Source organism: Shinella sumterensis (assembly GCF_004514425.2).
Classification (GTDB): Bacteria; Pseudomonadota; Alphaproteobacteria; order Rhizobiales; family Rhizobiaceae; genus Shinella; species Shinella sumterensis.
In genome coordinates this window covers 480,484-504,591 of the sequence record NZ_MYFN02000001.1, presented here as the reverse complement: position 1 = coordinate 504,591, position 24,108 = coordinate 480,484, and the positions used below count along the sequence as shown (strand labels likewise).

At 62.7% G+C, this 24,108-nt stretch carries 23 protein-coding genes; 12 read left to right on the top strand and 11 right to left on the bottom strand.

Annotated features, from left to right (window positions below):
• Window positions 1–8 precede the first annotated feature (8 nt).
• The 8 genes from B5M41_RS02435 to B5M41_RS02400 form a co-directional block, all read right to left on the bottom strand.
• Window positions 9–1,049 carry a 2-hydroxyacid dehydrogenase gene (locus B5M41_RS02435; protein WP_134646643.1) on the bottom strand — a complete coding sequence of 347 codons (1,041 nt, stop codon included), beginning with the start codon at window positions 1,047–1,049 and terminating at the stop codon, window positions 9–11.
• Window positions 1,046–2,605 carry an FGGY-family carbohydrate kinase gene (locus B5M41_RS02430; protein ID WP_134646641.1) on the bottom strand — a complete coding sequence of 520 codons (1,560 nt, stop codon included), beginning with the start codon at window positions 2,603–2,605 and terminating at the stop codon, window positions 1,046–1,048. Before B5M41_RS02430 ends, B5M41_RS02435 begins: the two co-directional genes overlap by 4 nt.
• 1 nt (window position 2,606) lies before the next feature.
• Window positions 2,607–3,731 (bottom strand): ABC transporter ATP-binding protein, encoded by a 1,125-nt coding sequence (locus tag B5M41_RS02425; RefSeq protein WP_134646639.1) that lies wholly within the window; start codon window positions 3,729–3,731, stop codon window positions 2,607–2,609.
• On the bottom strand, window positions 3,728–4,846 hold the full coding sequence (locus B5M41_RS02420; RefSeq protein ID WP_134646637.1) for an ABC transporter ATP-binding protein: 1,119 nt from the start codon (window positions 4,844–4,846) through the stop codon (window positions 3,728–3,730). The genes B5M41_RS02425 and B5M41_RS02420 overlap by 4 nt, the downstream gene beginning before the upstream one ends.
• Before the next feature lie 4 nt (window positions 4,847–4,850).
• Window positions 4,851–5,708, bottom strand: coding sequence for a carbohydrate ABC transporter permease (locus tag B5M41_RS02415; RefSeq protein ID WP_134646635.1), 858 nt, complete (start codon window positions 5,706–5,708; stop codon window positions 4,851–4,853).
• Window positions 5,709–5,718: 10 nt separating this feature from the next.
• Entirely contained in the window at window positions 5,719–6,642 is a 924-nt protein-coding gene (locus B5M41_RS02410) for a carbohydrate ABC transporter permease (RefSeq protein WP_134646633.1), read from the bottom strand.
• 139 nt (window positions 6,643–6,781) lie between these two features.
• Window positions 6,782–8,224, bottom strand: coding sequence for an extracellular solute-binding protein (locus B5M41_RS02405; protein WP_134646631.1), 1,443 nt, complete (start codon window positions 8,222–8,224; stop codon window positions 6,782–6,784).
• Window positions 8,225–8,346: 122 nt separating this feature from the next.
• The gene (locus tag B5M41_RS02400) at window positions 8,347–9,315 is read right to left on the bottom strand and encodes a sugar-binding transcriptional regulator (RefSeq protein WP_134646629.1); all 969 of its coding nucleotides are present in this window, start codon (window positions 9,313–9,315) and stop codon (window positions 8,347–8,349) included.
• 385 nt (window positions 9,316–9,700) lie between these two features.
• Between B5M41_RS02400 and B5M41_RS02395 the strand changes: the two genes are divergently transcribed.
• The 5 genes from B5M41_RS02395 (at window position 9,701) to katE (ending at window position 16,667) form a co-directional block, all read left to right on the top strand.
• On the top strand, window positions 9,701–10,480 hold the full coding sequence (locus B5M41_RS02395; RefSeq protein ID WP_134646627.1) for a hypothetical protein: 780 nt from the start codon (window positions 9,701–9,703) through the stop codon (window positions 10,478–10,480).
• 172 nt (window positions 10,481–10,652) lie between these two features.
• Entirely contained in the window at window positions 10,653–12,644 is a 1,992-nt protein-coding gene (locus B5M41_RS02390; RefSeq protein WP_134646625.1) for a BCCT family transporter, read from the top strand.
• A 223-nt stretch (window positions 12,645–12,867) separates the two neighbouring features.
• Window positions 12,868–13,770 (top strand): hypothetical protein, encoded by a 903-nt coding sequence (locus tag B5M41_RS02385; RefSeq protein ID WP_134646623.1) that lies wholly within the window; start codon window positions 12,868–12,870, stop codon window positions 13,768–13,770.
• A gap of 145 nt (window positions 13,771–13,915) precedes the next feature.
• Entirely contained in the window at window positions 13,916–14,422 is a 507-nt protein-coding gene (locus B5M41_RS02380) for a YciE/YciF ferroxidase family protein (RefSeq protein ID WP_134646621.1), read from the top strand.
• 94 nt (window positions 14,423–14,516) lie between these two features.
• Window positions 14,517–16,667 (top strand): catalase, encoded by a 2,151-nt coding sequence (katE, locus tag B5M41_RS02375; protein WP_134646619.1) that lies wholly within the window; start codon window positions 14,517–14,519, stop codon window positions 16,665–16,667.
• A gap of 59 nt (window positions 16,668–16,726) precedes the next feature.
• On the opposite strand, the gene B5M41_RS02370 is transcribed toward katE, so the two are convergent.
• On the bottom strand, window positions 16,727–18,058 hold the full coding sequence (locus B5M41_RS02370; protein WP_134646617.1) for an NAD(P)/FAD-dependent oxidoreductase: 1,332 nt from the start codon (window positions 18,056–18,058) through the stop codon (window positions 16,727–16,729).
• A gap of 136 nt (window positions 18,059–18,194) precedes the next feature.
• Here B5M41_RS02370 and B5M41_RS02365 point away from each other — a divergent pair, with 136 nt between their 5' ends.
• Genes B5M41_RS02365 through B5M41_RS02345 form a run of 5 tightly spaced genes read left to right on the top strand, consistent with a single transcriptional unit; the run spans window position 18,195 to window position 21,932 of the window.
• Window positions 18,195–18,833, top strand: a complete 639-nt coding sequence (locus B5M41_RS02365; protein WP_134646615.1) for a sigma-70 family RNA polymerase sigma factor — start codon at window positions 18,195–18,197, stop codon at window positions 18,831–18,833.
• Window positions 18,830–19,483 carry a ChrR family anti-sigma-E factor gene (locus B5M41_RS02360; RefSeq protein ID WP_134646613.1) on the top strand — a complete coding sequence of 218 codons (654 nt, stop codon included), beginning with the start codon at window positions 18,830–18,832 and terminating at the stop codon, window positions 19,481–19,483. Before B5M41_RS02365 ends, B5M41_RS02360 begins: the two co-directional genes overlap by 4 nt.
• Window positions 19,484–19,486: 3 nt before the next feature.
• Window positions 19,487–20,302 carry a DUF1295 domain-containing protein gene (locus B5M41_RS02355; RefSeq protein ID WP_134646610.1) on the top strand — a complete coding sequence of 272 codons (816 nt, stop codon included), beginning with the start codon at window positions 19,487–19,489 and terminating at the stop codon, window positions 20,300–20,302.
• Window positions 20,299–21,336, top strand: coding sequence for an SAM-dependent methyltransferase (locus B5M41_RS02350; RefSeq protein WP_134646608.1), 1,038 nt, complete (start codon window positions 20,299–20,301; stop codon window positions 21,334–21,336). Before B5M41_RS02355 ends, B5M41_RS02350 begins: the two co-directional genes overlap by 4 nt.
• Before the next feature lie 26 nt (window positions 21,337–21,362).
• Window positions 21,363–21,932 carry a hypothetical protein gene (locus B5M41_RS02345; RefSeq protein ID WP_134646788.1) on the top strand — a complete coding sequence of 190 codons (570 nt, stop codon included), beginning with the start codon at window positions 21,363–21,365 and terminating at the stop codon, window positions 21,930–21,932.
• Here B5M41_RS02345 and B5M41_RS02340 read toward each other — a convergent pair.
• The gene (locus tag B5M41_RS02340; protein WP_134646606.1) at window positions 21,897–22,298 is read right to left on the bottom strand and encodes a DUF2177 family protein; all 402 of its coding nucleotides are present in this window, start codon (window positions 22,296–22,298) and stop codon (window positions 21,897–21,899) included. The two genes, B5M41_RS02345 and B5M41_RS02340, sit on opposite strands and share 36 nt — an antisense overlap.
• Window positions 22,299–22,419: 121 nt before the next feature.
• On the opposite strand from B5M41_RS02340, the gene B5M41_RS02335 reads away from it, so the two are divergent.
• Window positions 22,420–22,800, top strand: coding sequence for a DUF2147 domain-containing protein (locus tag B5M41_RS02335; RefSeq protein ID WP_134646786.1), 381 nt, complete (start codon window positions 22,420–22,422; stop codon window positions 22,798–22,800).
• 22 nt (window positions 22,801–22,822) lie between these two features.
• The gene (locus tag B5M41_RS02330; protein WP_134646604.1) at window positions 22,823–23,647 is read left to right on the top strand and encodes a DUF1365 domain-containing protein; all 825 of its coding nucleotides are present in this window, start codon (window positions 22,823–22,825) and stop codon (window positions 23,645–23,647) included.
• A gap of 39 nt (window positions 23,648–23,686) precedes the next feature.
• On the opposite strand, the gene B5M41_RS02325 is transcribed toward B5M41_RS02330, so the two are convergent.
• Window positions 23,687–24,067: a response regulator gene (locus tag B5M41_RS02325; protein WP_134646602.1), complete on the bottom strand. Its 381-nt coding sequence runs from the start codon at window positions 24,065–24,067 to the stop codon at window positions 23,687–23,689.
• Window positions 24,068–24,108 lie beyond the last annotated feature (41 nt).

The window sequence follows — 24,108 nt, the reverse complement described above, 5'->3', positions numbered from 1 at the left end:
GGGAGGCCTCAGCAGGGATTGACCGGCGGCTGGCCGGCGATATAGCGGCGCACCTCGTCGGCCGCCATCTCGGCAGCATATGTCACGGTGCGCACGGACGCGCCAGCAATATGCGGCGTGAGCGTGACATTGGGCAACTGCAATAGCGGCCAATCGGCCGGTACCGGCTCGACCGCGAAGGTCTCCAGCATGGCACTGCCCAGATGGCCGCTCGTCAGGGCATCATAGAGCGCGTCATAATCGCAAAGCGGCCCGCGCGCCGTGTTCACGAACAAAGCGCCGGGTTTCATTTTTGCAAAGGCGTCAGCGTTCATCAGGTTGCGTGTCTCCTCCGAAACACGAGGATGCAGCGTGACGACGTCCGAGCGGGACAGCAACGTGTCCAGCGAGACATGCTCGACGCCGGCGTTCCGATCGTCGGCGGAAAGCTGGACATAGGGATCGCAAACCAGGACCTTCGTTCCGAAGGCCCGCAGCAGCCGCACGACCTTCGTGCCGATATTGCCATAACCAACCACGCCCACGGTCATCTCGGAGAGTTCGCGCCCGGTCATATCTGCACGGTAGAGTTCGCCGCGCCATTCCCCCTTTCGCAGCGATTCGTGCCCGCTGCGGATGAGCCGCGTCTCGGCGAGGATCGCACCGATGGTGAATTCGGCCACCGCGCTGGAGTTGCGACCGGGTGTATTGACCACGGTAACACCGGCCGCACGCGCCGCCTTCATGTCGATGTTCACAGGACCGCCACGGGAGACGGCCACGAACTTCAGGCCCGGCATGCGCTCGAACATCGCACGCGAAAGCGGCGCCAGCTGCGTGATGAAGATTTCCGCGTCGCCGATGAAGTCCACGATCTCGTCGGCCGAGCCGAGATACTCCTTGAGCCCGTCCATGCCCGCGACTTCATAACCGTGCTCCATCGGCACGTCCGGCCAGGGCAGCTCAAGCAGCCGGATGTCGTGGCCGTCACCGCAGGATTCCACGAGCTTCTCCTGAAAGACCTGCGGAAGCATGAAACGGTCGCCCGCGATGGCTATCTTCTTCGTCATTGAACCTTGTCCTGTTGTTTGGTCATCGTCTCCCAGACGGGCCGAAGCACCTCCCGCGACTGGCGATAGGCGGGGAATACGGCATCGAAATGCCGGGAGAGCTTTTCGTCGGCGGGTTCGGCCGGCCGCTGGCAGGGCGTCACCCATTCCTGAATGCATTCCGCCATCGATCCGTAAAGGCCAAGGGAGACTGCGGCGATCATCGCGGCACCCGCCGCGCCCGCCTCCTCCCGCTCGCTGGTCTGGATGCTGGCGCCCAGCGCACCGCCGAGGATGCGCCGGAGCGAGGCGCTGCGTGCGGCACCGCCGGTCAGCCGCACGCGTTGCGGCAACGGTCCCATGGCGAGATAGCAGTCGCGCGCGGCAAGCGCCAGACCGTCGAACACGGCGCGCACCATGTCCGGGAAACCGCTCGACACAGTAAGCCCGATAAAGGATGCCCGCGCCGATGCATCGACGAACGGCCCTCTCTCCCCGGCTTCCGATATGTAGGGATGAAAGATCGGCGGACGATCGTTCGCCTCGGCGAGCCACACCTCCATCTGCGCCAGAAGTTCCGCCTTCGTCTTCTCGACCCCCATGCTTTTGAGCAATCCGCCCGCCACCGACAATATCCAGTCGATATTGAGGGTCGCGGCCATGTTGGATTGCATCTGCGCATAGACGCCGGGGATCGGCATGCACATCGTGTAGCCGGTCAGATCGTCATTGAGCCGCACGTCGTCGGGGCTCGTCGCAAGCCGCATATGCATGCCGGTCGAGCCGATGATCGAGCATCCCGTATCGCTTCCGGGATCGTAAAGGCCGGCGCCAAGCGACGTGCAGACCACGTCGACATAGCCCAGCACGACGGGCGTGCCGGCGACGAGGCCGGTCAACGCCGCCGCGCTTTCAGACAGGCCATGATGCGTGACCGCACCGTCGACGATGTCAGGCAGAAGGTATTTTTGCCCGCGCAGGCCAAGAACGTCGATCACGGTCTCGGAATAGGCCCGCGTACGGAAGTCTCCAAAGGTGAAGCAGGCTTCCGAGGGATCCGTCGCGCGTATTCCCGTCAGCTTGAAATAGAGCCAGTCCTTGCAATGGAAGCCGGTCGCCGCCCCTTCAAGCATTTCAGGAGCGGCGTCCAGCATCCAGCGGAGCTGCGATCCCTGCTGGCAGGCGGCTAGCCCGGAACCAGTACGGCTGAAACGTTCGGCATCCCCGCCCTCGCCGCGAAGCCGCAGGACGGTGTCTCCCGCCCGCGCATCGAGCCAGAGCCACCCCTTGCCAACGGGATCGCCGGCCTTGTCGATGAGCCAGGTCCCGTCGCCCTGCCCGGTGACGGCGATCGCCACGACACGCGCGCCGAAATTCTCGATCTTCCCGGAGAGCTCGGAAAGCGTGCGGGCGGTGTCCGCCCAGGTCCGCGCCATGTCCTGGACCGCACCCGTCCGTCCTACGGTCTCATAGCTGTTGGGGACCGCCGCCGCCGCGATCTGCCGGCCCTTCAGATCGAAGGCGACCGACTTGATGACGGACGTTCCCGCATCGATGCCGATCAAGATATCGCGCATGTCAGGCGAGCTCCGGACCGTGGCTGACGGCGACGCCGGTCTCGCCGTCGAAGACGTGCAGGCTGTGCGGATCAAGCTTCAACGCGATCGTGTCGCCCAGGCCGAGGCGCACACGGTCGTGCTCGACGAGCACCATCGTGCCGCCTGCGAAATCCGCAGCGATATGCGTCTGGTCGCCGAGCCACTGGCTGACGGATACCTTCGCAGGCACACCGCCTTCCGCACGTCGCACTGCATAGGGCCTGATACCGAGAGACACCTTCTTTCGGTTCCGCAGCTCGGCAAGAACGGCCGGCGAGAAATCGGATACCGCATATTCGAGCCGCACACCCTCGTTGAGGCCGAAGACCGCGGTGTCGGCACTGACCGTCACGGTAGCATCGAACACGTTCATCGGCGGCTCACCGACGAAGGTGCCGGTGAAGAGGTTCGCCGGCCGCTCCTTGATCATCTGCGGCGTATCGAACTGCTGGAGCACCCCACCCTCCATGACGGCGATCCGGTCTGCGAGCGCATTCGCCTCGGTCTGGTCGTGGGTCACGAGGATGGCGGTCAGCCCCTTTTCCTTGATGTAGTGCTTGATACGGCCGCGCAGGACGGCACGCAGCTGCGGCTCGAGCTGCCCCATCGGCTCGTCGAGCAGGTGCAGGTCGGCATCGCGGATCAGCGCGCGGCCGAGCGACGCACGCTGCTGCTGGCCGCCGGAGATCGAGCTCGGGTACCGGCCGAGGATATCCTCGATCTCCAGAAGCTTTGCGATATAGGCAACCTTTTCGTCGACCACGTTCTGCGGCAGCCTGGAGGCCTTGAGCGCAAAGGCGATGTTCTCACGCACCGTCAGCGGCGGATAGAGCGAGTATCCCTCGAAGGCCATCGCGACATTGCGCTTGACGGGCGCGAAGGTATGGACCTCGCGGCCCGCGAGCGAGATCTGACCGCGCGAAACCGCCTCGAAACCGGCGATCATGCGCAGCGTCGAGGTTTTTCCGCAGCCGGACGAGCCGAGCAGCGCGACGATCTCGCCTTTTTCGATAGTCATCGAAAGCTTCTTCACGGCGTGCACGCCGTAATCGACCGGCCCATAGAACTTGTCGACGCCCTTGATCTGAAGTCCTGCGCCGCTCATGCCGCTTCTCCTTGCGTCCCCGTATGGCTGCCGTGCCGGGCGATCAGTGCGCCCGTCTCCTTGTCGAAGAGGAATGCACTCGCACAATCCACCGCGATATGTGCAGACCCGGACGCCGGTCCGGGCGTTCCCGCCGGCCGCGACACCAGGATTTCCCGGCCGCGCACCGTCAGGGCGAGCGTCACGGTCTTCTCGTTAAGCGGCGTTTCCGCTTCGACGCTAACGGGAATGGCGCCCGGCGTTCCTGCCGGCACGAAACGCAGCGCTTCGGGACGAAGTCCGATCACGCAGGACTTACCGGCGGTGTTCGCGGGAATGCCGGGCAATACGATCCGCACGTCGGAAAGCAGCACCGACACGCCGTCCACCTCTGCATTGGGCGTAACGTCCAGCAGATTGATGGTCGGATCGCCAAAGAGGCGGGCGATATCGATATCCGCCGGTGCGTTGTAGATGTCCTCCGGCGTGCCGATCTGGCGGATGCGGCCGTCCGACATCACGGCGATGCGGTCGCCGAGCGCCATCGCCTCCTTGTAATCCTGGGTGACATAGACGACCGTCGCCCCCTGCGCGGCCAGAACACGCGGCAGCTCCAGCCGCATTTCGAAGCGCAGCTTTGCGTCGACGTTCCTGAGTGGATCGTCGAGCAGCAGAAGCGGTGGCGAGCCAGCAAGTGCTCGCGCAAGCGCCGTGCGCTGCTTCTGGCCGTTCGAAAGCGCCTTCGGCCGGTGCGTCAGCACATGGTCGATCTTGAGGAGCTTTGCCACTCGGTGCACACCGGCCTTGATGGCATCCGCAGAGGAGCGTTTCGCCTCGAGCGGCGTCGCAATATTTTCGAAGGCGTCCATATGCGGGAAGAGCGCGAAATTCTGGAAGGCCATGCCGATGCCGCGATGCTCGGCATCGACATCGGTCATGTCCTCGCCGCCGATGAGGATGCGGCCCTCTTCGGGGTCGATGACGCCGGCGACGAGCCGCAGGAGGACCGTCTTGCCGGCACCCGACGGGCCGAACAGCACGAGCGTCTCGCCGTCCTTCACGTCGAGCGACAGGTTGTCGAGCACGGTGTGGTTCTTGTAGCGCTTGACGATGTTTTCGAGTTGAAGCGTGGTCATGGTCTCACCCCTTCACCGCACCGAGCGACAGGCCTTCGACGAGGTAGCGCTGGGCATAGAGTGCGAGTGCGAGCGTCGGCGTGACGGACAGCACGATCGCGGCGGCGATCTGTCCGTACTGGATGCCCGAGGAGGTGACGAAAGCGAGCGCGCCCACCGTCACCGGCTGCTTGTCGGCAGACGCCAGCACCAGCGCGAAGACGAAGTTGTTCCAGGCGAAGATGAAGGCCAGCAGGCCTGCGGCCGCAATGCCGGGGCCGGCTAGCGGCAGCGCGATCCGGCGGAATGTCGCAAACCAGGAATGACCGGCGATGCGATAGGCGTATTCCACATCGGCCGAGATGTCCTCGAAATAGCCGCGCACGATCCATAGGATCAGCGGCAGGCAGATCAGCTGGTAGACCCATATGAGGCCGATATAGGTGTTCGCGAGGCCGAGCCACTGGAAATACTGCGTCAGCGGCAGCAAAACGAGGAGCGGCGGGGCAAAGCGAAATGACAGGAGCGTGAAGGCGATGTCTTCCGAACCCTTGAACTTGTGCCGGGCAAAAGCGTAGGCAGCGGGAACGCCGAGCACCAGCGCCAGGGCGACCGAGGTCACCGACAGGAAGACGGAGTTGCCGAGGTTCTTCATGAAGGCGATGTCGAGCGTACCGGCGGCCGATGTCAGCTTGCCGGTTATCAGCGCCGTATAGTTCGACAGCGTCGGCTCGAAGATGACCTGCGGGGGAATGCGCAGGATCGTCTCGTTCGTCTGGAACGACATGAGGAAGATCCAGACGATCGGGAACATGAAGAAGATGACGACGAGCGTGAGCGCGAGGAGGCGCAGCGTCTTTTCGAGTGTGGACGTCGTTTCCATGGTCAGGTCCTCATGCCTCACCGCGCGCGCGTTCGCGCAGGCGCAGCCAGTTCTTGATGAAGATGTTGGACAGGATGTAGGTGATGGCCCACAGGATGATGAGCAGCGCGGCCGATCGCCCGACATTCGTCGACTGGAAGAAGTTCAGATACGCCTCGACCTGGAACACCGTCAGCGTATTGCCCGGTCCGCCCTGCGTCATCGCATAGATGATGTCGAACTGCTGGATGCTGTCGAGCAGGCGGAACAACGTCGCCGTCAGGATATAGGGTGTCAGCATCGGCAGGGTTATGCGGAAGAAGACGAAGAGCCGCGGCACGCCGTCGAGCGCGGCAGCCTCGAAGGGCTGGGTCGGCAGCGAGCGCAGCCCGGCAAGCAGCAGGATCATGATGAAGGGCGTATAGACCCAGATGTCGACGAGCACGACCGTCAGCAATGCCGTGGATGGCGAGGACGCCCAGCGGAAATCATGCAGTCCGACGAGGCTTGCGAGATAGCTCAGGACGCCGAAACCCGGATTGGTCATCAGCTTCCACATCAGCGCGGCCAGGGCCGGCGCAATCATCAGCGGCAGGAGAAGCATGATCGAGATGAAGTTGTTGACGGTCGACCGGCGCTGCAGAAGAAGCGCGATACCGAGGCCGAGCAGCAATTCGAGCACCACCGTGAAGCCGGCATAGAGCAACGAGACCTTGAGCGTGTTCCAGAATGCGGGATCGCTAAAGAAATTGAGATAGTTCTCACCCCAGTTGAACTGGCGCGCCCAGGGCTGCGACAGCCGGTAGCGCTGGAACGAATAGACGACAGCCGTGAAGAACGGGATGAGGATACCGATGCAGACGAGCAATGCGGGAAGGCTGAGCACATAGGGCAGCGCCTTCTTGCTGATCCGGAAGCCGGAGCGCCTGGATTCGGGTGTTGCCGGGGAAGCCATGACAGGTCTCGTTCGATGGTCCGGCGCGGCGTCACGGTTCGCCGGGGCCAAGCCCCGCGTCCATCCTGCGCCGACCGGTTCTCATGTTCTGGTAATGGAGCCCGGCATGTTGCCGGGCCCCTGCGAGCGATGTGCGGTCTCAGCCGAGGCCGGCTTCCTTGAGCTGCCGGTTGATGCTTTCGGCCAGCTGATCGAGACCCTCGTCCACCGGAACCTGCTTGGCGACCATGCGCTGCAGCGTGGCGGCCCATTCCGTCGTCACGTCGAAGAACAGCGGCTGTGGGGTGAACTTGATCGAGGCGCCCGCGGCCGAAGCGTCGAACATTTCCACATAGCCCGGATACTTCTTGTTCAGCTTCTCGCGGAACGCCTCGTCCTTCCAGATCGAGTTGCGAACCGGATCGACGAAGTCCATCTCCACCGCACCGAAGAGCGCATGTTCCGGACCCGACGCCCATTGCAGGAAGTACCAGGTGGCGTCCTTGTCCTTCGAGAAGTTGGACATGGCGAGCGACCAGATCCAGATGTTCGGCGTGGACTGGGTGGCTTCGGGATTGGCGACGAAGGCGGCATAGCCGAGTTCACCGGCCATCTTGTTGTCGCCGCCGTTCATGAAGTATCCGAGGCAATCGGCGTCGTAGATCATGGCGGATGCGCCGGCGCCGAGATCCGTGCCGACCTGATACCATGTATAGGTCGACCAGTCCTTCGGGCCGCTCTCCTGGATGAGCTGCACGAACTTCTCGTGATAGGCCTTGGAGCCGGCCGTGTTCATGGCAGCCGAAAGCTTGCCGTCGGCATCGACGTTGAGGTCCTTCTCGTTGAAGTTCGCATAGCCGGACAGGAAGCCCGGATGGATCGTCGCCCAGGAACGGGATCCGCGAAGACCGATGCCGTAGATGCCGGGCACGTCCTTCTGCAGCTTGGCGGCAACCGCGATCATGTCGTCAAGGTTCTTCGGAATCTGCACGCCGGCCTTGTCGAACATCGCGCGGTTATACGTGATGTTGTTCTGCTCGAAGGCCCACGGAATGCACCACTGCTTGGCGTCTTCCGATCCCAGCGCGCCGCCGGGCTGGCCATTCCAGGCGCAGGAATTCTTCACGCCCTCGACGAAGTCGCCCCAGTTGTAGTTTGGATTGGTCTTCGTCGGGTCGTTGATCCATTCCTTGAGGTCGGTGATCCACCCCGCCGGGCCATAGGTCCAGGTCATGTAGGCGCCGGTCATGAACGCGTCGTATTCCGATGACCCCGAAGACAGCGCCGCCGTCACCTTGTCGAAATACACATCTTCGGGGAAGACGTCGTAGGTGACCTCGATGCCGGTCAGGTCCTTGAACGCCTTGAGATTGGCGATCATCGCGTCGGCATAGGGGTGTTTGTTGAGCAGCAGCTTCAGCGACTTGCCGGAATGCGCCTTCCAATCGAAATCGGCCGCGAGGGCCCGGGTTGCCATCATGTTGTAGAGCGTGCCGGCAGCCGCCGTGGTCATGCCGGCGGCCGCGATGCCCTTCAAAAGGTCGCGGCGGCCCATCTGTCCGCGCATGAATGCGCCGATAAGATCTTTCTCTTTATCATACATTCTTGTTCTCCTCCGTTGCGGGTACTTCTTGCTTGGACAAGCATGTCACCGGCTACCCAGACCGGTATTCCTCCCACCGGGGCGGACCAGCGCCCTGCCCCGGACCTGTTTTCAGAACGCCCTCACCTGGCGTGTCCCACCAGCGCGGACGCGGTCGCCTCGTCGGTGATGAGGCCGCTGAGCAGCCCGCTCGCCAGAACCGCCTTCATCGCCGGCAACTTGATCCTGCCACCAGAAACCGCCACCATCCGCCGGTCTCGAAGTTGGTCGCGCCCGAGCGTGAAGGTGCGGTCGGACAGCGCCGTCTCGACGGTTCTGCCCTTGGCATCGAAGAAATGACCGAGGATCTCGCCGACGCCTCCCGCGCGCTTGATCTCCTCGAGTTCCCCTTTCTCGATCATGCCGGTCGCCACCAGCGAGGCCTCGCGCTCGACGGTACCGACACCGACCATCAGAAGGTCGGCGCTTGTGGCCAGATCGAAGACATCACGCACGCCACGCTGGCTGAACAGGATGTCGCGATCCTCAACCGAGTTGGCGAAGAACGGCACCGGCATCACATAGGCCTCCGCGCCCGTGCGCTCGGCCAGCCGATGGATGACGTCATGCGGGTTGGCCGAGAACTTGCGGGTAAGGCCGCCCAACAGCGAGACGAAGCGCACGCCGCCCGTCGTGGTGCGGGGCAGGTATTCGACACAGGCAGCCAGTGTCCTGCCGTGTCCCATGCCGATCAGCATATCGCCGCCGCGCTCGATCTCGCGCTTGAGAAACTGTGCGCCTGCAATGCCGAGCGCCTTCAGCGGCAAAGCGTCCTGATCGAAATCGGGAACGACTTCGCAATAGTCCAGGCGATAGCGTTCGATCAGCGCCTGCTCCAGCTCCACGCATTCCGACACTTCGCCATCGATATAGACTTTGACCAGCCCATCCTGGTTGGCCTTCGTGATCAACCGGTGCGCCTTCAGCGATGTGAGGCCGAGCCGTTTGGCGACTTCCGACTGCGTCAGGCCGCCCGCATAGTGCAGCCACGCCGCGCGCGCCGCCATGCTCGCCTCGTCATCCCGAAGGGATCCGCCACCGCCCGCTGCCATGCCTCCACCCTGGTCTGATAATTTTTGCTTTTCTTGAAATAATTTTCAGGCGAAAATTTTCACGACGCGTGGACAGTGTCAAGCAGATTGCATTCCGCGAATGCGAAGCGTGAGAAGCGAAATCGCGCGATAATTGGGCAGAAGCCGTCGCTAAACGCATGAACAATTCGTGAATTCAGCGACTTGCCGCAGCGCGAACACTGTGTGCACTGCAAGGTATTTTCTGCGCGACATTGAACAGCGCGGACCTATCACGCAGCGATGAGCAAGCCTCGCGAATTATGGCGATGTCGAAACCGTTGTTGTAGGCAAAGGTGCACCACGGCGATGCAATCATCGGAACGGCGGATGAGCTCAGATGCCGTCGTTATACAGGAGGTCAGGCATGTTCAACCACGCGCCGCGGAGAGCCATTGCGCTCACGGTCATGCTCATGGCGGGCAGCGCCGGGGCATCGGACGCCGATCTCACGATCGAGGTCGGTGGCGCATTGTTCGAACACGGCGGCGTAGTGACCATTTATCCGATCCCTGTGCCGCCGGAGGAGCTGCCCGTGCAGGATGGCAAAGCCGCCGGCCGGGTTACGGTCACATCGCGCTATGCCGAGGTGCAGCTGAAATATCCCAAGGACGGCAAGTACGTCTTCCGGTTCCTGAGCCCGGAAGGGGCCGCAGATGATCAGAAGCTCGGCACGCAGGCGCTCTCCGTCATCGGCACCGATATGGAAGACCGCGGCCCGCAGATGACCGTCGGCTTCAAGGATGCCTACTCGTCCGGCGGACAGGTCATCCGCGTGCTGCCCCGCGCCGAACATGCCGGGGAAAGCGACGCGGCACGGACAAATGCCCGTTGGGGGAAAGTGGAAGGCAAGGACGCGTTGCCACCGGCGGACGAACGCGGCGCCCGCTCCCTGGCGGCAATCCTTCGCTACGGCGGCTCCGATTTCACGTTCCATTGCGTCGGTGACACGAGCGTGCAGGTCTGCACGATCCCGCAGAACCAGTGGCCGACGCTCGACATGCGCTGGTGGCGCGATATCGCGGAAGCCCGGCTCGAACGGCTGGATTACCACGCGCTGCGGCGCTGCTACGACAGTTCATGGCTGGGCGGCGGCACCTGTGATCCAGATCCAAAATCCAACGAGCCGGCCTATTTCCGCAAGTGAACTCGCCCGATCGAACGGCTCTCAGGCAAGCCCGCGGTGTGGAGGCAGGCTCGGCTCTCAAACGTGCCGCTCTTGGTCGACCTTTTGATTTTTGCTCTATATCTGCTGTCCCGGAATACAGGTCCGATCACGTCGTCAGGCGTGCGGGCCGTCAGCAGTGGATGCCAGCATCATGTTCAAGCCGTTCGTCATCAACCCGCCCGTCTTCTTCGGATCGCTCGCGATCATCGGACTGTTCCTGGCTGTCGGCATTGTGTTTCCATCGCAGGCTGAGGACATATTCAGAAGCCTTCAGGCACAGATCCTGTCAGGCTTCGGCTGGCTGTACCTTCTTGCCGTCGGGGTCATTCTCGCCTCCATGCTGCTCTTGTGTTTCAGCCGGTATGGCGACCTGAAGCTCGGCCCCGACGATTCGACGCCGGATTTCAGCTTCCTGTCGTGGATCGCCATGCTGTTCGCTGCCGGCATGGGCATCGGTCTGATGTTCTACGGCGTGGGCGAGCCGATGACCCACTATCTCGCGCCGCCGACCGCCGAACCGCGTTCGATCGCCGCTGTTCGTGAGGCCATGTCCGTCACCTTCCTGCATTGGGGCATTCATGCATGGGCGGTCTACGCGGTGGTCGGCTTGTCCCTCGCCTATTTCGGCTATCGCTATAACCTGCCGCTCACCATTCGATCCGGCCTCTATCCACTGCTGAAAGAACGCATCAACGGCCCGATCGGCCATGCGGTGGATATCTTCGCCATTGTCGGGACCATCTTCGGTCTCGCCACGTCCATGGGTGCCGGCGTGACGCAGATCAATTCCGGCCTCAACTTCGTGCTGGGCGTGCCCATCGCGCCTGCCGTGCAACTGCTCATCATCACCTTTGTCACCGGCCTCGCCACGGTGTCGGTCCTGACCGGGCTCGACAAGGGCGTCCGTATCCTCTCGGAGCTCAACCTGCTGGTGGCGATCCTCCTGATGATGTTCGTTCTCGTAGTGGGTCCGACGACCGAACTGCTGCGCGACTTCGTCCAGAATCTCGGCCTGTATCTCGATGGCCTCGTGCTTCGAACTTTCAACATATACGCCTACAACCCGACGCCGTGGATCGACGCCTGGACGCTCTTCTACTGGGCCTGGTGGATCTCCTGGTCGCCCTTCGTGGGCATGTTCATCGCCCGCATTTCGCGCGGGCGGACCGTCCGCGGCTTCATCACGGCCGTGCTCTTCATACCGGCCGGCTTCACCTTCATCTGGATGACGGTGTTCGGCAACACCGCCATTTCCATCGACAATGGCGTCGCCGCCGGCGCGCTTGGACAGGCGATCGTCAACGATCTTTCGGTCGGGCTCTTCGAGTTCTTCACCTACCTGCCCTTCACGGCCGTGACCTCGACACTCGCCATTCTCCTGGTGGCAATCTTCTTCGTCACATCGGCGGATTCGGGATCGCTTGTCGTCGATGCCATCGCGGCCGGCGGGGAAACCGAAACGACGACGCTGCAGCGCGTGTTCTGGTGCGCCTTTTCCGGCATCGTCGCCGCCGTGCTGCTGCTTGCGGGAGGGTTGTCGGCCCTTCAATCGGTCACGATCGCGAGCGCGTTGCCCTTCGTGATCGTCATGCTGGCGCTGCTGTGGTCTCTCCTGGCGGGCATGCGCGCCGACATGGCACAACAATGGGCAGGCCGATCCGCGGGCGGCGGCATGCCCGCCTATCCGGCTGCAGGGGTCTCCTGGCAGCGACGCCTGGGGCACATGCTGCGTGCGCCGCGCGAAGGCGAGGTCAGGGCCTTCATCACGACCCAGGTCCGTGCGGCACTGGAACAGGTTGCCAAGGAGCTCTCGGCTCGTGGGCGCCCGACTCATGTCGAAGAGGGCGAAAACGGCGCCATCGCCCTGCGGTGCCAATCCGAAGGCGTGCGCGACTTCGTTTACGGCGTCGCCGTCGCCAGCCATCCGCTTGCCGTCCTGTCGCCGATGGCCGCCGGCAAACCGGAAATGCGCTTCGAAGCACGCACCTATTTTTCCAGCGGCAGCCGTGGCTACGACGTCATGGGCATGGAACGAGACCAGATCATCGCCGATGTCCTGGGCCAGTTCGAGCGCTATCTCAGCCTCGTCCAGCTACCCGACGCGCAACTGGTCCACGGCGCGCCTGAACACGCGGGGACCTGACGCTGGACGCCCACCCTCGAACGGGCGTGACGTCGCTTCGCATTTAGCGATCACGCCTCATGGAACATCGAACGATTCAATGAGTTTGGCCACCATGCTGCGGGCCGTCGCCCGCGCTTCACAGGAGGTCTCTAAAATGGGTCGTGGTATTCTTCTCTGGCTTCTGGGTATTCCCCTGCCGCTCGTCATTCTGCTTGTCCTGTTTCTGCGATAGGAGGCGGACATGGCGCTTTACAGTTCGGATGTTTCCGACGTCGGTGTCGAATCCGGCCGGCCGGCCCTCGCATGGGGGCCGGTGATCGGGGGCGCGGTCGCAGCCGCCGCCGCCACGATCATTCTGCTTCTCCTCGGCTCCGGCGTGGGCCTGACGATGGTGTCTCCATGGTCAGGTGACAGCGCCTCCCTCGCCACGGTGGGCGTCACGGCGGCGATCTGGTTCGTCGTCGTCCAGTGGCTCTCTTCCGCACTCGGCGGCTATCTCACGGGACGCCTGCGGACCAAGTGGGCCAATGTTCACACGGACGAGGTGTTCTTCCGTGACACGGCCCACGGCTTTCTGAGCTGGGCGCTCGCAACGGTTGTCGTCGTCGGCATGGCTGGCTCGGCTTTCACCGGGCTCGCCGGCGCAGGTGTCCAGGCGGCATCATCCGCCGCTGCGACCGCGACGGTCGCGGGCACGGCAGCCGCGGCAAACAGCGACGCTGCCACGCCTGACGCGGCGACGGGCTATTTCACGGATATCCTGCTGCGTCCGCAGGACGTCGCCAGCCGCGCCCAGACGGACGACGCGTCGGCGGCAGCCGAGATCTCGCGCATTCTGATGCGTGGCGCCGTCAATGACGGCGTGCCGGAGGCCGACCGGGCCTATATCTCGTCCATCGTCGCTTCGCGCGCCGGCATTTCGCCGGAAGAAGCCCGCGCACGCGTCGATCAGGTCCTGACCCAGATCGAGGATGCAAAGAACGCTGCCCTCAAGGCGGCCGACGATGCACGCAAGTCCGCGGCCACGGCTGCCATGCTTGGTGCGCTGTCTTTGCTGGTCGGTGCCTTCATCGCCTCTGCCGCCGCCGCCCTCGGCGGACGCCAGCGCGACGATGACGAAGCAGCGGTGATCGTTGAACGTTGATTACCGTAGAAGCCGCCCGTTGGGCGGCTTCTCGCCTTCTGCGGGTTGGTCGCCAGCGGCGCGGTCGATTTTATTTTCAGCCTGAGGAACATCGCTTCAGTTCCATGGTTCAAACCTCGTCTCTCAAACTAGAACGGATACTCTCATGGCCACGGAAAAAACTTTGAACGACCTTTTCCTTGATACCCTCAAGGACATCTACTTCGCTGAAAAGCAGATCCTCAAGGCCCTGCCGAAGATGGCGCGTGCGGCTCAGTCGGAAGAAGGCAAGGCCGGCTTCCTGCAGCATCGCGACGAGACACAGGGCCAGATCGAGCGCCTTGAACAGGTATTCGAACTGCTCGGCAAATCGGCGCGCGGCAAGACCTGCGAAGCGATCCAGGGCATTATCGCGGAAGGCGAGGAGATCATGGAAGAATACAAGGGCACGGCTGCCCTCGATGCTGGTCTGATCTCCTCCGCGCAGGCGGTCGAGCATTACGAGATCGCGCGCTACGGCACCCTCAAGGCCTGGGCGAAACAGCTCGGCTTGAAGGATGCCATCCCGCTGCTCGACGCCAATCTCCAGGAAGAGATCGCCACCGACCAGAAGCTGACCGCGCTCGGAGAATCCTCGGCAAACGCCAAAGGTTCCATGAAGAAAGCCAGCTAGACCGTCAGCACGAACAATCAGGCCGCCCTCAAGGGCGGCCTCTTTGCTTCCGGGCCCTCGTTGCCCATCGACTTGTTGAGAGGGAGCCAGATCCATGGCCAAGAAAACAACTGCCCCGTCGCAGCGCCGTGCGGCCGATACCGCCACCATCCACGATGTGAAGCTGCAAAGGGGGGAAGGCGGCGAACTTCACCAGACTGCTGATGACGGCGACGCGCCGATCCTGACCACCGCCCAGGGCGGACCTGTCGCTGACGACCAGAACTCCCTGCGCGTCGGCCCGCGGGGTCCGCTCGTCATCGACGATTTCCATTTCCGCGAGAAACTTTTCCACTTCGACCACGAGCGCATTCCCGAGCGTGTCGTTCATGCCCGCGGCTATGGGGCGCACGGCTTCTTCGAAACCTACGCATCGCTTGCCGCCTATACCAAGGCCGATCTATTCCAGCGGCCCGGCGAGCGGACGCCAGCCTTTGTCCGGTTCTCGACGGTTGCCGGCAACAAGGGCTCGGCAGACCTTGCACGCGATGTTCGCGGCTTCGCCGTCAAGCTCTATACCCAGGAAGGCAACTGGGACCTCGTCGGCAACAACATCCCGGTTTTCTTCATCCAGGATGCAATCAAGTTCCCTGACCTCATCCACGCCGCCAAGCAGGAGCCCGATCGGGCCTTCCCGCAGGCGCAGACGGCGCATGACACCTTCTGGGATTTCATCAGCCTGACTCCGGAGAGCATGAACATGGTCATGTGGATCATGTCGGACCGGACCATTCCGCGCTCGTTCCGCTTCATGGAAGGCTTCGGTGTCCACACCTTCCGCTTCGTCAACGCCAAGGACGAATCGACCTTCGTGAAGTTTCATTGGAAGCCGAAGCTGGGGCTGCAATCGGTCGCCTGGAACGAAGCAGTCAAAATCAATGGTGCCGATCCCGATTTTCACCGTCGCGACCTCTGGCAGGCGATCCAGTCGGGCAATTTCCCGGAATGGGAATTGCAGGTCCAGCTGTTCGACCAGGATTTCGCCGACAGCTTCGACTTCGACGTACTCGACCCGACGAAGATCATCCCCGAGGAAATCCTCAAGCCGCAGCCTGTCGGGCGGCTGGTGCTCGATCGCATGCCGGACAACTTCTTCGCCGAGACCGAACAGGTCGCCTTCATGACGCAGAACGTGCCGCCGGGCATCGATTTCAGCAACGATCCGCTGCTGCAAGGTCGGAACTTCTCCTATCTCGACACCCAGCTGAAGCGCCTGGGAAGCCCGAACTTCACACACCTGCCGATCAATGCGCCCAAGTGTCCGTTCGCGCATTTCCAGCAGGACGGCCACATGGCGATGCGAAATCCGGTTGGCCGGGCGAACTACCAGCCGAATTCGTTCAACGAGGGACCGCGCGAATCCCCCATGCGCGGCCATCGCCCCTACCCCGTCGAGGAACAAGGCATCAAGGCGCGCTTGCGTCCCGGGAGCTTTGCCGACCACTACAGCCAGGCCCGGCAGTTCTATCTCAGCCAGACTCCGCCCGAGCAGCGCCATATCGCAGCCGCGCTCACCTTCGAGCTGAGCAAAGTCGAAACGCCCGTCATCCGCGAGCGTATGGTCTCGCATCTCCTCAATATCGATGAGACGCTGGCAGCGACGGTCGCCCAGAAACTCGGCTTCCAGTCGATGCCCAAGCCCGCCGACGCGGCGGTACCGACGCGCCAGGATCTCGAACCGTCGCCGGCACTCAGCATCGTCGAGAAGGGCCCCAAGCGGTTCGAAGGCCGCAAGCTCGGCATCGTCGTCACCGACGGCGTGGACGCCAAACTGCTGAAGGGCATGATGGCGGCGGTGGAAAAGGAAAAAGCCGTCTGTGAACTGATCGCTCCGAAGGTCGGTGGCGTGACGGCGTCGGACGGATCATGGGTGGAGGCACATCACATGATCGATGGCGGACCGTCCGTCCTGTTCGATGCCGTCGCACTCCTGACGTCCGCAGAGGCCATCGACGACCTTGTGATGGAAGCGGCCGCTCGTGACTTCGTCGCGGATGCTTTCCAGCACTGCAAGTTCATCGGCTATGACGCATCGGCGGCCAAACTGCTGGAAAAAGCGGGGATCGGCGATACCCTCGACGAAGGCGTCATCATGCTTCCGGGCGAGGACGGCCTGGCAGGCTTCGTTTCCGAACTCGGCAAGCTGCGTGTCTGGGGACGTGAACCCTCGGTCAAGCTCGGCAAGGCGTCACCGCCAATCAAGTAGATCGACATCGGGCGCGGCAGAAATGCCGCGCCTCTTCTCTGTTCGTAAGCCAGGCGAAATCACGCGTGTTGCGGGGCGCAGAAAATCCGGTCGGAATGCCCCGGCACGGTCCATGGCCTGCTGGCTCCCCCCAGGCTTTCGCCGACCGCCAACCCGGCCTGGATGGCATCCTCGTGAAAACCCGATCCGAAGTACGAGCCGCAGAACCAGGTGTTGCCTTCGCCTTGGAGTGACCAGAGCTGCTTCTGCGCGGCAAGGGTGGCGGCGTTGAAAAGGGGATGCTGATAAAGTCCCCGCCAGATGACCTTGTCCTCGGCCGGCGCATGGAGCGGGCTGAGCGTCACGAAGAATGGACGCTCATCGGAAATACCCTGTAGCCTGTTCATCCAGTACGTCACGCAGGGCTTGCGGGGCGCGGTACCATCGCGCCCGGACTTCGCCAGATAATTCCAGCTCGCCCAGACGCGGCGCCGGCTCGGCATGAGGCTTTCGTCCCGGTGCAGGACGGTTTCGTTGTCGCCGTAGGCGAAGGCGCCCAGCAGATCGGACTCCCGTTGCGAGCGATCGGCCAGCATGCCGAGCGCCTGGTCGGCGTGAGCGCCGATCACGACATGATCGAACCATTCGGGCTCGGCACCCGGCGTGGAAATCTCCACGGCACCGTTCACCCGGCGGATCGACTTCACCGGCGCATTGGTGCGGATGCGATCGCGGAACGGAGCGATCAGCCGTTCGACATAGGCACGGCTGCCACCATCGACGGTGCGCCAGACCGGCCGACGCGCGAATTTCAGAAGACCATGGTTTTCGCAGAAACGCACGAAGGAAAGAGCCGGATAATTGCCGATCTCCAGCGCCGGCGTCGACCAGATAGCGGCCGCCATCGGATAGAGATGATCCTCACGAAAGGCGCGGCCGAAGCCCGCACTGTCGAGATAATCGTTGAGGCTCGCGGACGGATCGAGATTTCTCACACCGCTCGGCGCCTGCCGATAAAAGCGCACGAGATCGCGCAGCATCGACCAGAAACGCGGGCTTGCCAGATTGCTGCGCTGCGCGAAAAGGCCGGCAAGGTTTGTCCCCGCATATTCGAGCTGCCCCCCATCCATGGAAACGGCGAAGGACATGTCCGATGCCCGGGTGGGCACGTCGAGATGCGCAAACAGCGCCGTGAGGTTGGGATACGTCGCCTCGTTATAGACGATGAAGCCGGTGTCGACGGGGACGCCGCCCGCCTCTACAGTATGCGAATGGCCGCCCACGCGATTGTCAGCCTCGAAAACCGTTACCTCATGGCGCTGCGACAGAAGCCATGCAGCGGAAAGACCGGCAATGCCCGTGCCCACCACCGCAATTTTAAGGGGACGGTCCGATTGAGGAAAATGGCGCATGACAATCCTTCTGCGGCTACCGAACTCATGAGAAACTAATAGAGCTCTTTACGAGCACGGGCTTCTGACGGATCACTGCCGGAAACCTATTTCGTCCGGTGTGATCCACTCCGGAAAACGCCGCGTAGAAGGACCCATGAATGAAGTTTCGAGCCCCGTTGAGATTGATCACAAACCCATTGTGCCGACAGGCCGGCGGCTTGCCGTGGTAAGTTCAAGGGATACACAACAAACACCGTCGCCCGACGCGCTCGTGGAAATGATGATGCAGGTCGCCCAAGGCCGGGACCGCCAGGCCTTCGCGTTGCTCTTCCGTTATTTCGGCCCGAGGCTGAAGACGTTCTTCCTGCGCTGGACGATCTCTTCCAGTGTGGCGGAGGATCTTGTGCAGGAAACGATGCTGACGGTCTGGCGCAAAGCTACCTATTTCAATGCGGAGCGGGCGGGCGTCGCGACCTGGATTTTTACCGTCGCGCGCAACATTCGCATCGATCATCTGCGCCGGCAGCGTGATCCATCGGCGCTGCCGCCAGACCCCGAAGACGGACCTGAGACGATCGAGGACGAATTGCTCGGAGCCGAGCGCGACGCGCAGGTGCGCCGGGCGTTGACGGCTCTCTCACCGGAGCAGCAGACGATCATCCGGCTTTCCTACTTCAGCGAGAAATCGCAGACCGAAATCGCCGATGAGCTGGGTATCCCCCTCGGCACCGTGAAATCTAGAACACGCCTGGCAATGAATCGCCTGCGCGCGCTGCTGGAAGACAAATCATGACCACCACACATCACGCAACCGACGAAACTCTGATGCGCTTTGCCGCCGGCACGCTTGCCGCGGGACCAGCCATCGTGGTCGAGGCGCATCTGGCGAGCTGCCCGGCCTGTCGCGCCCGCATCGGCACGTTCGAGGCGCTCGGCGGCGCCGTCCTGGAAGATATGGCCCCCACCCCGCTTTCGGCGAAAGCATTGAACGACACGCTCGCCATGCTCGATGACGAGGAGGACGCAGCGGCGATCGCACAGCCGCCACTCGCACCCATGGAAATCGAGGGTATCCGCCTGCCGGACGCTTTGCGCGGCTGCGATATCGGACGCTGGCGCTGGATCGGTCCCGGCATGAAGATGAGCCGCGTCGGCGTTCCGCAGGATCCCGACGCCAACCTCATCCTGCTAAAAGTCGGCCCCGGTCGCGCGCTTCCCGATCATGGCCATGTCGGTACGGAGTTCACCTACATCGTCTCCGGTTCGTTCTCCGACAAGTTCGGAACGTTTCGTCCCGGCGACCTCGCCGAGATGGACGACGACGTCGAGCACCAACCCGTGGTCGACCCTGATGGCGAATGCATCTGCCTTGCAGCCATGGAGGGCAAGATGCGTTTCAAGAATGTCATCGGCCGCATGTTGCAGCCGATTTTCGGGATCTGAATCATGACGGCGGCGGTGCTTTTCCTTCTCCTGGCTGCCGCTGCCGCGCTCGTGATGACCGCTGTGTGGTTTGCCGTCGTCAAGGGGGCGGCATCCGGCTGGGTGGATGCGGTCTGGTCGTTCCTTGTCGGCGCTGCCGGCGTTACGGCAGCACTCGCGCCCGTTGATGGCTGGGAAGGCGACTGGCAGCGCCGGCTCCTCATCGCCGCGGCCGCCGGGCTCTGGTCCTGTCGGCTGGGCATCCATATCCTGCGGCGCACTTTGCAAGGCGGTGAAGATCCGCGTTATGCCCGATTGCGTGAGGAATGGGGGAAAAGCTGGCGCTTTCGCCTGTTTCTCTTCCTGCAGATCCAGGCCGCAGCAGCCCTTCTCCTGGCCGCGACCATCTTCATTGCAGCGAGAAACCCGGCAGAGGGGCTGCACTGGAGCGATATTGCCGGCATCGCCATCCTCGCCATGGCCGTGATCGGTGAGGGTATCGCCGACGCGCAGCTGTCACGGTTCCGCGGCAGGTCCACCAACGAGGGGAAGGTCTGTGACGAGGGGCTGTGGAGCCTTTCCCGTCACCCCAACTACTTCTTCCAGTGGCTCGGCTGGTGCGGATATGCGGTCATCGCCATCGGCCCGGCTGGCGCGTGGAGCTGGGGCTGGGTGGCACTCGCCGGTCCGGCCTTCATGTACTGGCTGCTCGTGCATGTCTCGGGAATTCCGCCGCTCGAAGCTCACATGATGCGCTCGCGGGGCGCTGCCTTCACCGCCTATGCCGATCGCGTCAATGCGTTCTGGCCCGGGCTGCCAAACAGGGAGAAGACGTCATGAACCTTGCCGTTACCGCCATCACTGCCGCCGAGCGTTTGCCCGTTCCCGACCCTGCCCTTCGCTTCGGCATCAGCCGGCTGGTCGGCCGCACGCGACGCCTGCTGGCTGAGACCGGTGGCCCGACCGATCACGACTTTGCCCGTTCGATGACCGATTGGCCGATAGCCGTTCACACCGATGAAGCGAATTCCCAGCATTACGAACTGCCGGCGGCATTCTTCGCGCTGACGCTCGGTCCGCGCCGAAAATACTCCTCCTGCCTCTATTCCTCGCCCAACACCACGCTGGCGCAGGCGGAGATTGCGGCGCTTGAAGAAACCTGCGGCCATTCGGACGTTGCCGACGGGCAGGACATTCTGGAACTGGGATGCGGCTGGGGCTCGCTTTCCCTCTTCATGGCCGAGCGCTACCCTGCCGCCCGCATCGTCTGCGTTTCGAACTCGGCCTCGCAACGCGCCCATATCGAGGCGCAGGCTGCCGCGCGCGGTCTCGGCAACCTCTCGGTGGTCACCGCCGACATGAATGTCTTTTCTCCCGAAGGCACTTTCGACCGGATCGTTTCGGTCGAGATGTTCGAGCACATGTCCAACTGGAAGTCTCTTCTGGACCGGGCGCGCGGCTGGATCCGCGACGACGGCCGGCTTTTCCTGCATGTCTTCTCGCACCGCAAGATCGCCTACCGTTTCGACCATTCCGACAAGGCGGACTGGATCGCTCAATATTTCTTCACCGGCGGTGTCATGCCAAGCCACGGTCTCGTGCGGGAGTTCAGCGACAGCTTCATCGTCGAAAAGGACTGGCGCTGGAACGGCAAGCACTACGAGCGCACTGCGCTGGACTGGCTCGATAATTTCGACAAGAACCGAGACGAGATCCGAACCATTTTCAATGCGACCTATGGGCCTGATGCCACGCTCTGGATGCGGCGCTGGCGACTGTTCTTCCTCGCCACGGCGGGGCTCTTCGGCCACGCCAATGGCGAGGAATGGGGTGTCAGCCACTATCGCCTCCGCCCCGCCGGCACAGGACGGTGATCTCTCTTATTGCAAAGGCAGCCGAGATGGTTCGGGCCTATGCCCGCCATCCCGACCCCCGCGTCGCTGCCGCGAACGTGATCGCGTTGCTGGTAGCCTCGAACCAGCCCTTCTATCCGCTTTATCTTTTCTGGCTGGTCAGTGACGACATCACCGCGGCGTGGTTCACATTCCTCTCCACGCCCTTCTTCCTCGCCGTGCCCGCCGTTTCACGCCGGAACGGCGCGGCCGGCCGGGCGCTCCTTCCGTTGGCGGGCATCGGGAATACGGTGCTTTCTGCCTGGCTTTTCGGCACCGCCTCAGCGGTCGAGATCTTTCTCATCCCCTGCGGGGTCATCGCATTGTTGCTGTTTCGCCCTTGTGAGCGTCTGGCCGCGCTGGCGATCGCCGCACTTGCTTTCGGCGTGTTTCTCTTGCTGCATGATGGCTATGGACCACCGCTCGCCGTCTACGATGCGGTTGAGTATGCCGCGCTGGCCCGCCTCAATCTCCTAAGCGCCAGCACGCTGACAGCCTTTGTCGCTCTGCTGTTCTCCGGCATACTGGCCGAGGCGGAACAATCACCCAACGCGGCTGGCGACGAGAAAACCGGCTGACGCGCCAACGACGGTCACGAAGGCACCCCAGGGAATGTCGGCAAGGGTTACGGCAAGCGGCCAATCCTTCAGCGTCGCCTGGTTGGTCAGGTCGTAGGTCGCATAGGCCACAAGCCCGAGCACCGCGCCATTCAGCGCAGCCTTGGCGAGGCCACCACCATCGAGTGCGGGCATCACGGCAAAGAAGACGATGCCGGCGACATAGATCAGATAGAAAACGATGGCCGGCGCCAGATGAAACTGCGGTGCGAGCTTATCGCCCATCAGCGGCCTGTATAGCATGTCCGCCATGGTCGACAGCCAGATGGCATCGACGATCAGGAATGCAATGCCGGTCGCCAGGTAAGCCGTTGCGATCGTTTTCATGGCGGTGTCTCCTGCGGTTTCCTCGTCTCTGACTACGCCATCCCGACTTCGGCGGATCACCGAAAGTGAACCGATTGGCGCGCACTTGCGTATTTCAAGCAAAGGCAAGGAGGATGGATCGATGAGAATAGCCGTTCTGACTGCATGCGCCGCCTTGATGTCGACCACCGCTGTGTCCTACGCGCAGCAATCTGCCGATCCCAGCGGCGTATGGCTGCGCGACGATGGCAATGCGCGCGTGCGCATCGCGCCCTGCGGCAACAACATCTGTGCCACCAATCTGTGGATTGGCGATACCAGCAAGGGTGAAGAGGCAGGAGACCGGCTGGTCATGTCGCTCAAGCCGAAATCGGCGAACACACTCGCCGGTACCGCCTATGATGCCAAACGCGACCGAACATATGCGATCACGGTGCAGGTCTCAGGCAAATCGCTTGTCACCCGCGGCTGCATCCTGGGCGGTGTGTTGTGCAAGAATGTCCACTGGCAATCGGCGCCGTAAAGGCTCGGCCAAGAGGAAAAAGATGAGGCAAGACCGCATTACCAGCATGGCCGAGAACGGACCGGCGCCGACGGCGGCGGGCACGCTTTATCCCGGTAAGGTCATGCACCAGCGGCTCAAACCGTTCGGACACCGTTTCAGCTACAGCGTCTTCTCCCTGCTGGTCGATATCGACCGTCTCGATGCGCTTTCCCGGAGCACCCGCCTCCTCGCCGTGAACAAACCGGGCATTCTTTCTTTCCGCGAAAGCGATCACGTCGAGGAAAAGGGTGAGACGCTGCGCATGTTCGCAGACCGCCTGCTGGCGCGTGCCGGGCTCGACAAGCCGGCGGCGCGTGTGTTGCTGCTCGCCTATCCGCGCATGTTCGGGTATGTCTTCAACCCTCTCTCCACCTATTTCGCCTATGATGCACACGAACGGCTGGTCGCAATCATCTACGCCGTGCGCAACACCTTCGGCGAGCGGCACAGCTATGTCGCGCCGGTGCTCGAGGATGAGAAAAGCCCTGCCGGCATCCGCCAGTCCCGAACCAAGATCTTCCACGTCTCGCCCTTCATGGACATGGGACTGCGCTACCACTTCCGCGTCCTGCCGCCCGGAAAAGCGCTGCGCATACGCATCCATGAAACCGCGGGCAAGGAGCCGGTCCTGGCCGCCACGTTCCATGCGCAGGCCGCGCCGCTGACCGACGCCAACCTCGCGCGATACCTCCTGCGCTTTCCCTTCATGACACTGAAGGTAATGGCCGGTATTCACTGGGAGGCGCTCAAGCTCTGGCTCAAAGGCGCGCGTTTTCGCACCAGCCCGCCTCCCCCCGAGACGGCGAGCTATCGGGATGCCACATGACGGTATTACGCCCTGCCAAGCGCATGTTGTACTGGTGGACTACGCCTTCATTCGACGCTCCTCCCGGAGGCCATGGAGGTTCAGGTGGGCGATGATCTCGTCCAGCCGATAAGGCTTGGGGATGAAAGTCTCGCCGGGCTCCAGATCTGCATCTGTGGGATGGCGTCCGCCGGATGCGACGATGACGCCCACACGGTTATCGTGGTGCCGAACGAAGCGCACGAGATCGAACCCGTTGAGCCCCCCCGGCATATCCACATCCGTTATCAGAAAATCGATAGGGTGCGTGCCGAAGGCTGCAACGGCCTCAAGCACGCTTGACGCCTCGATGACGTCATGCCCCTCATCCAGAAGGGCATCGGCCAGGGCCATGCGGATCAGCGTTTCGTCTTCCACGACGAGCACGGTTAGATGGGGCATGCTGAGACCTCCGTACTTCGGTTACGCGTTCAACGCGGTCT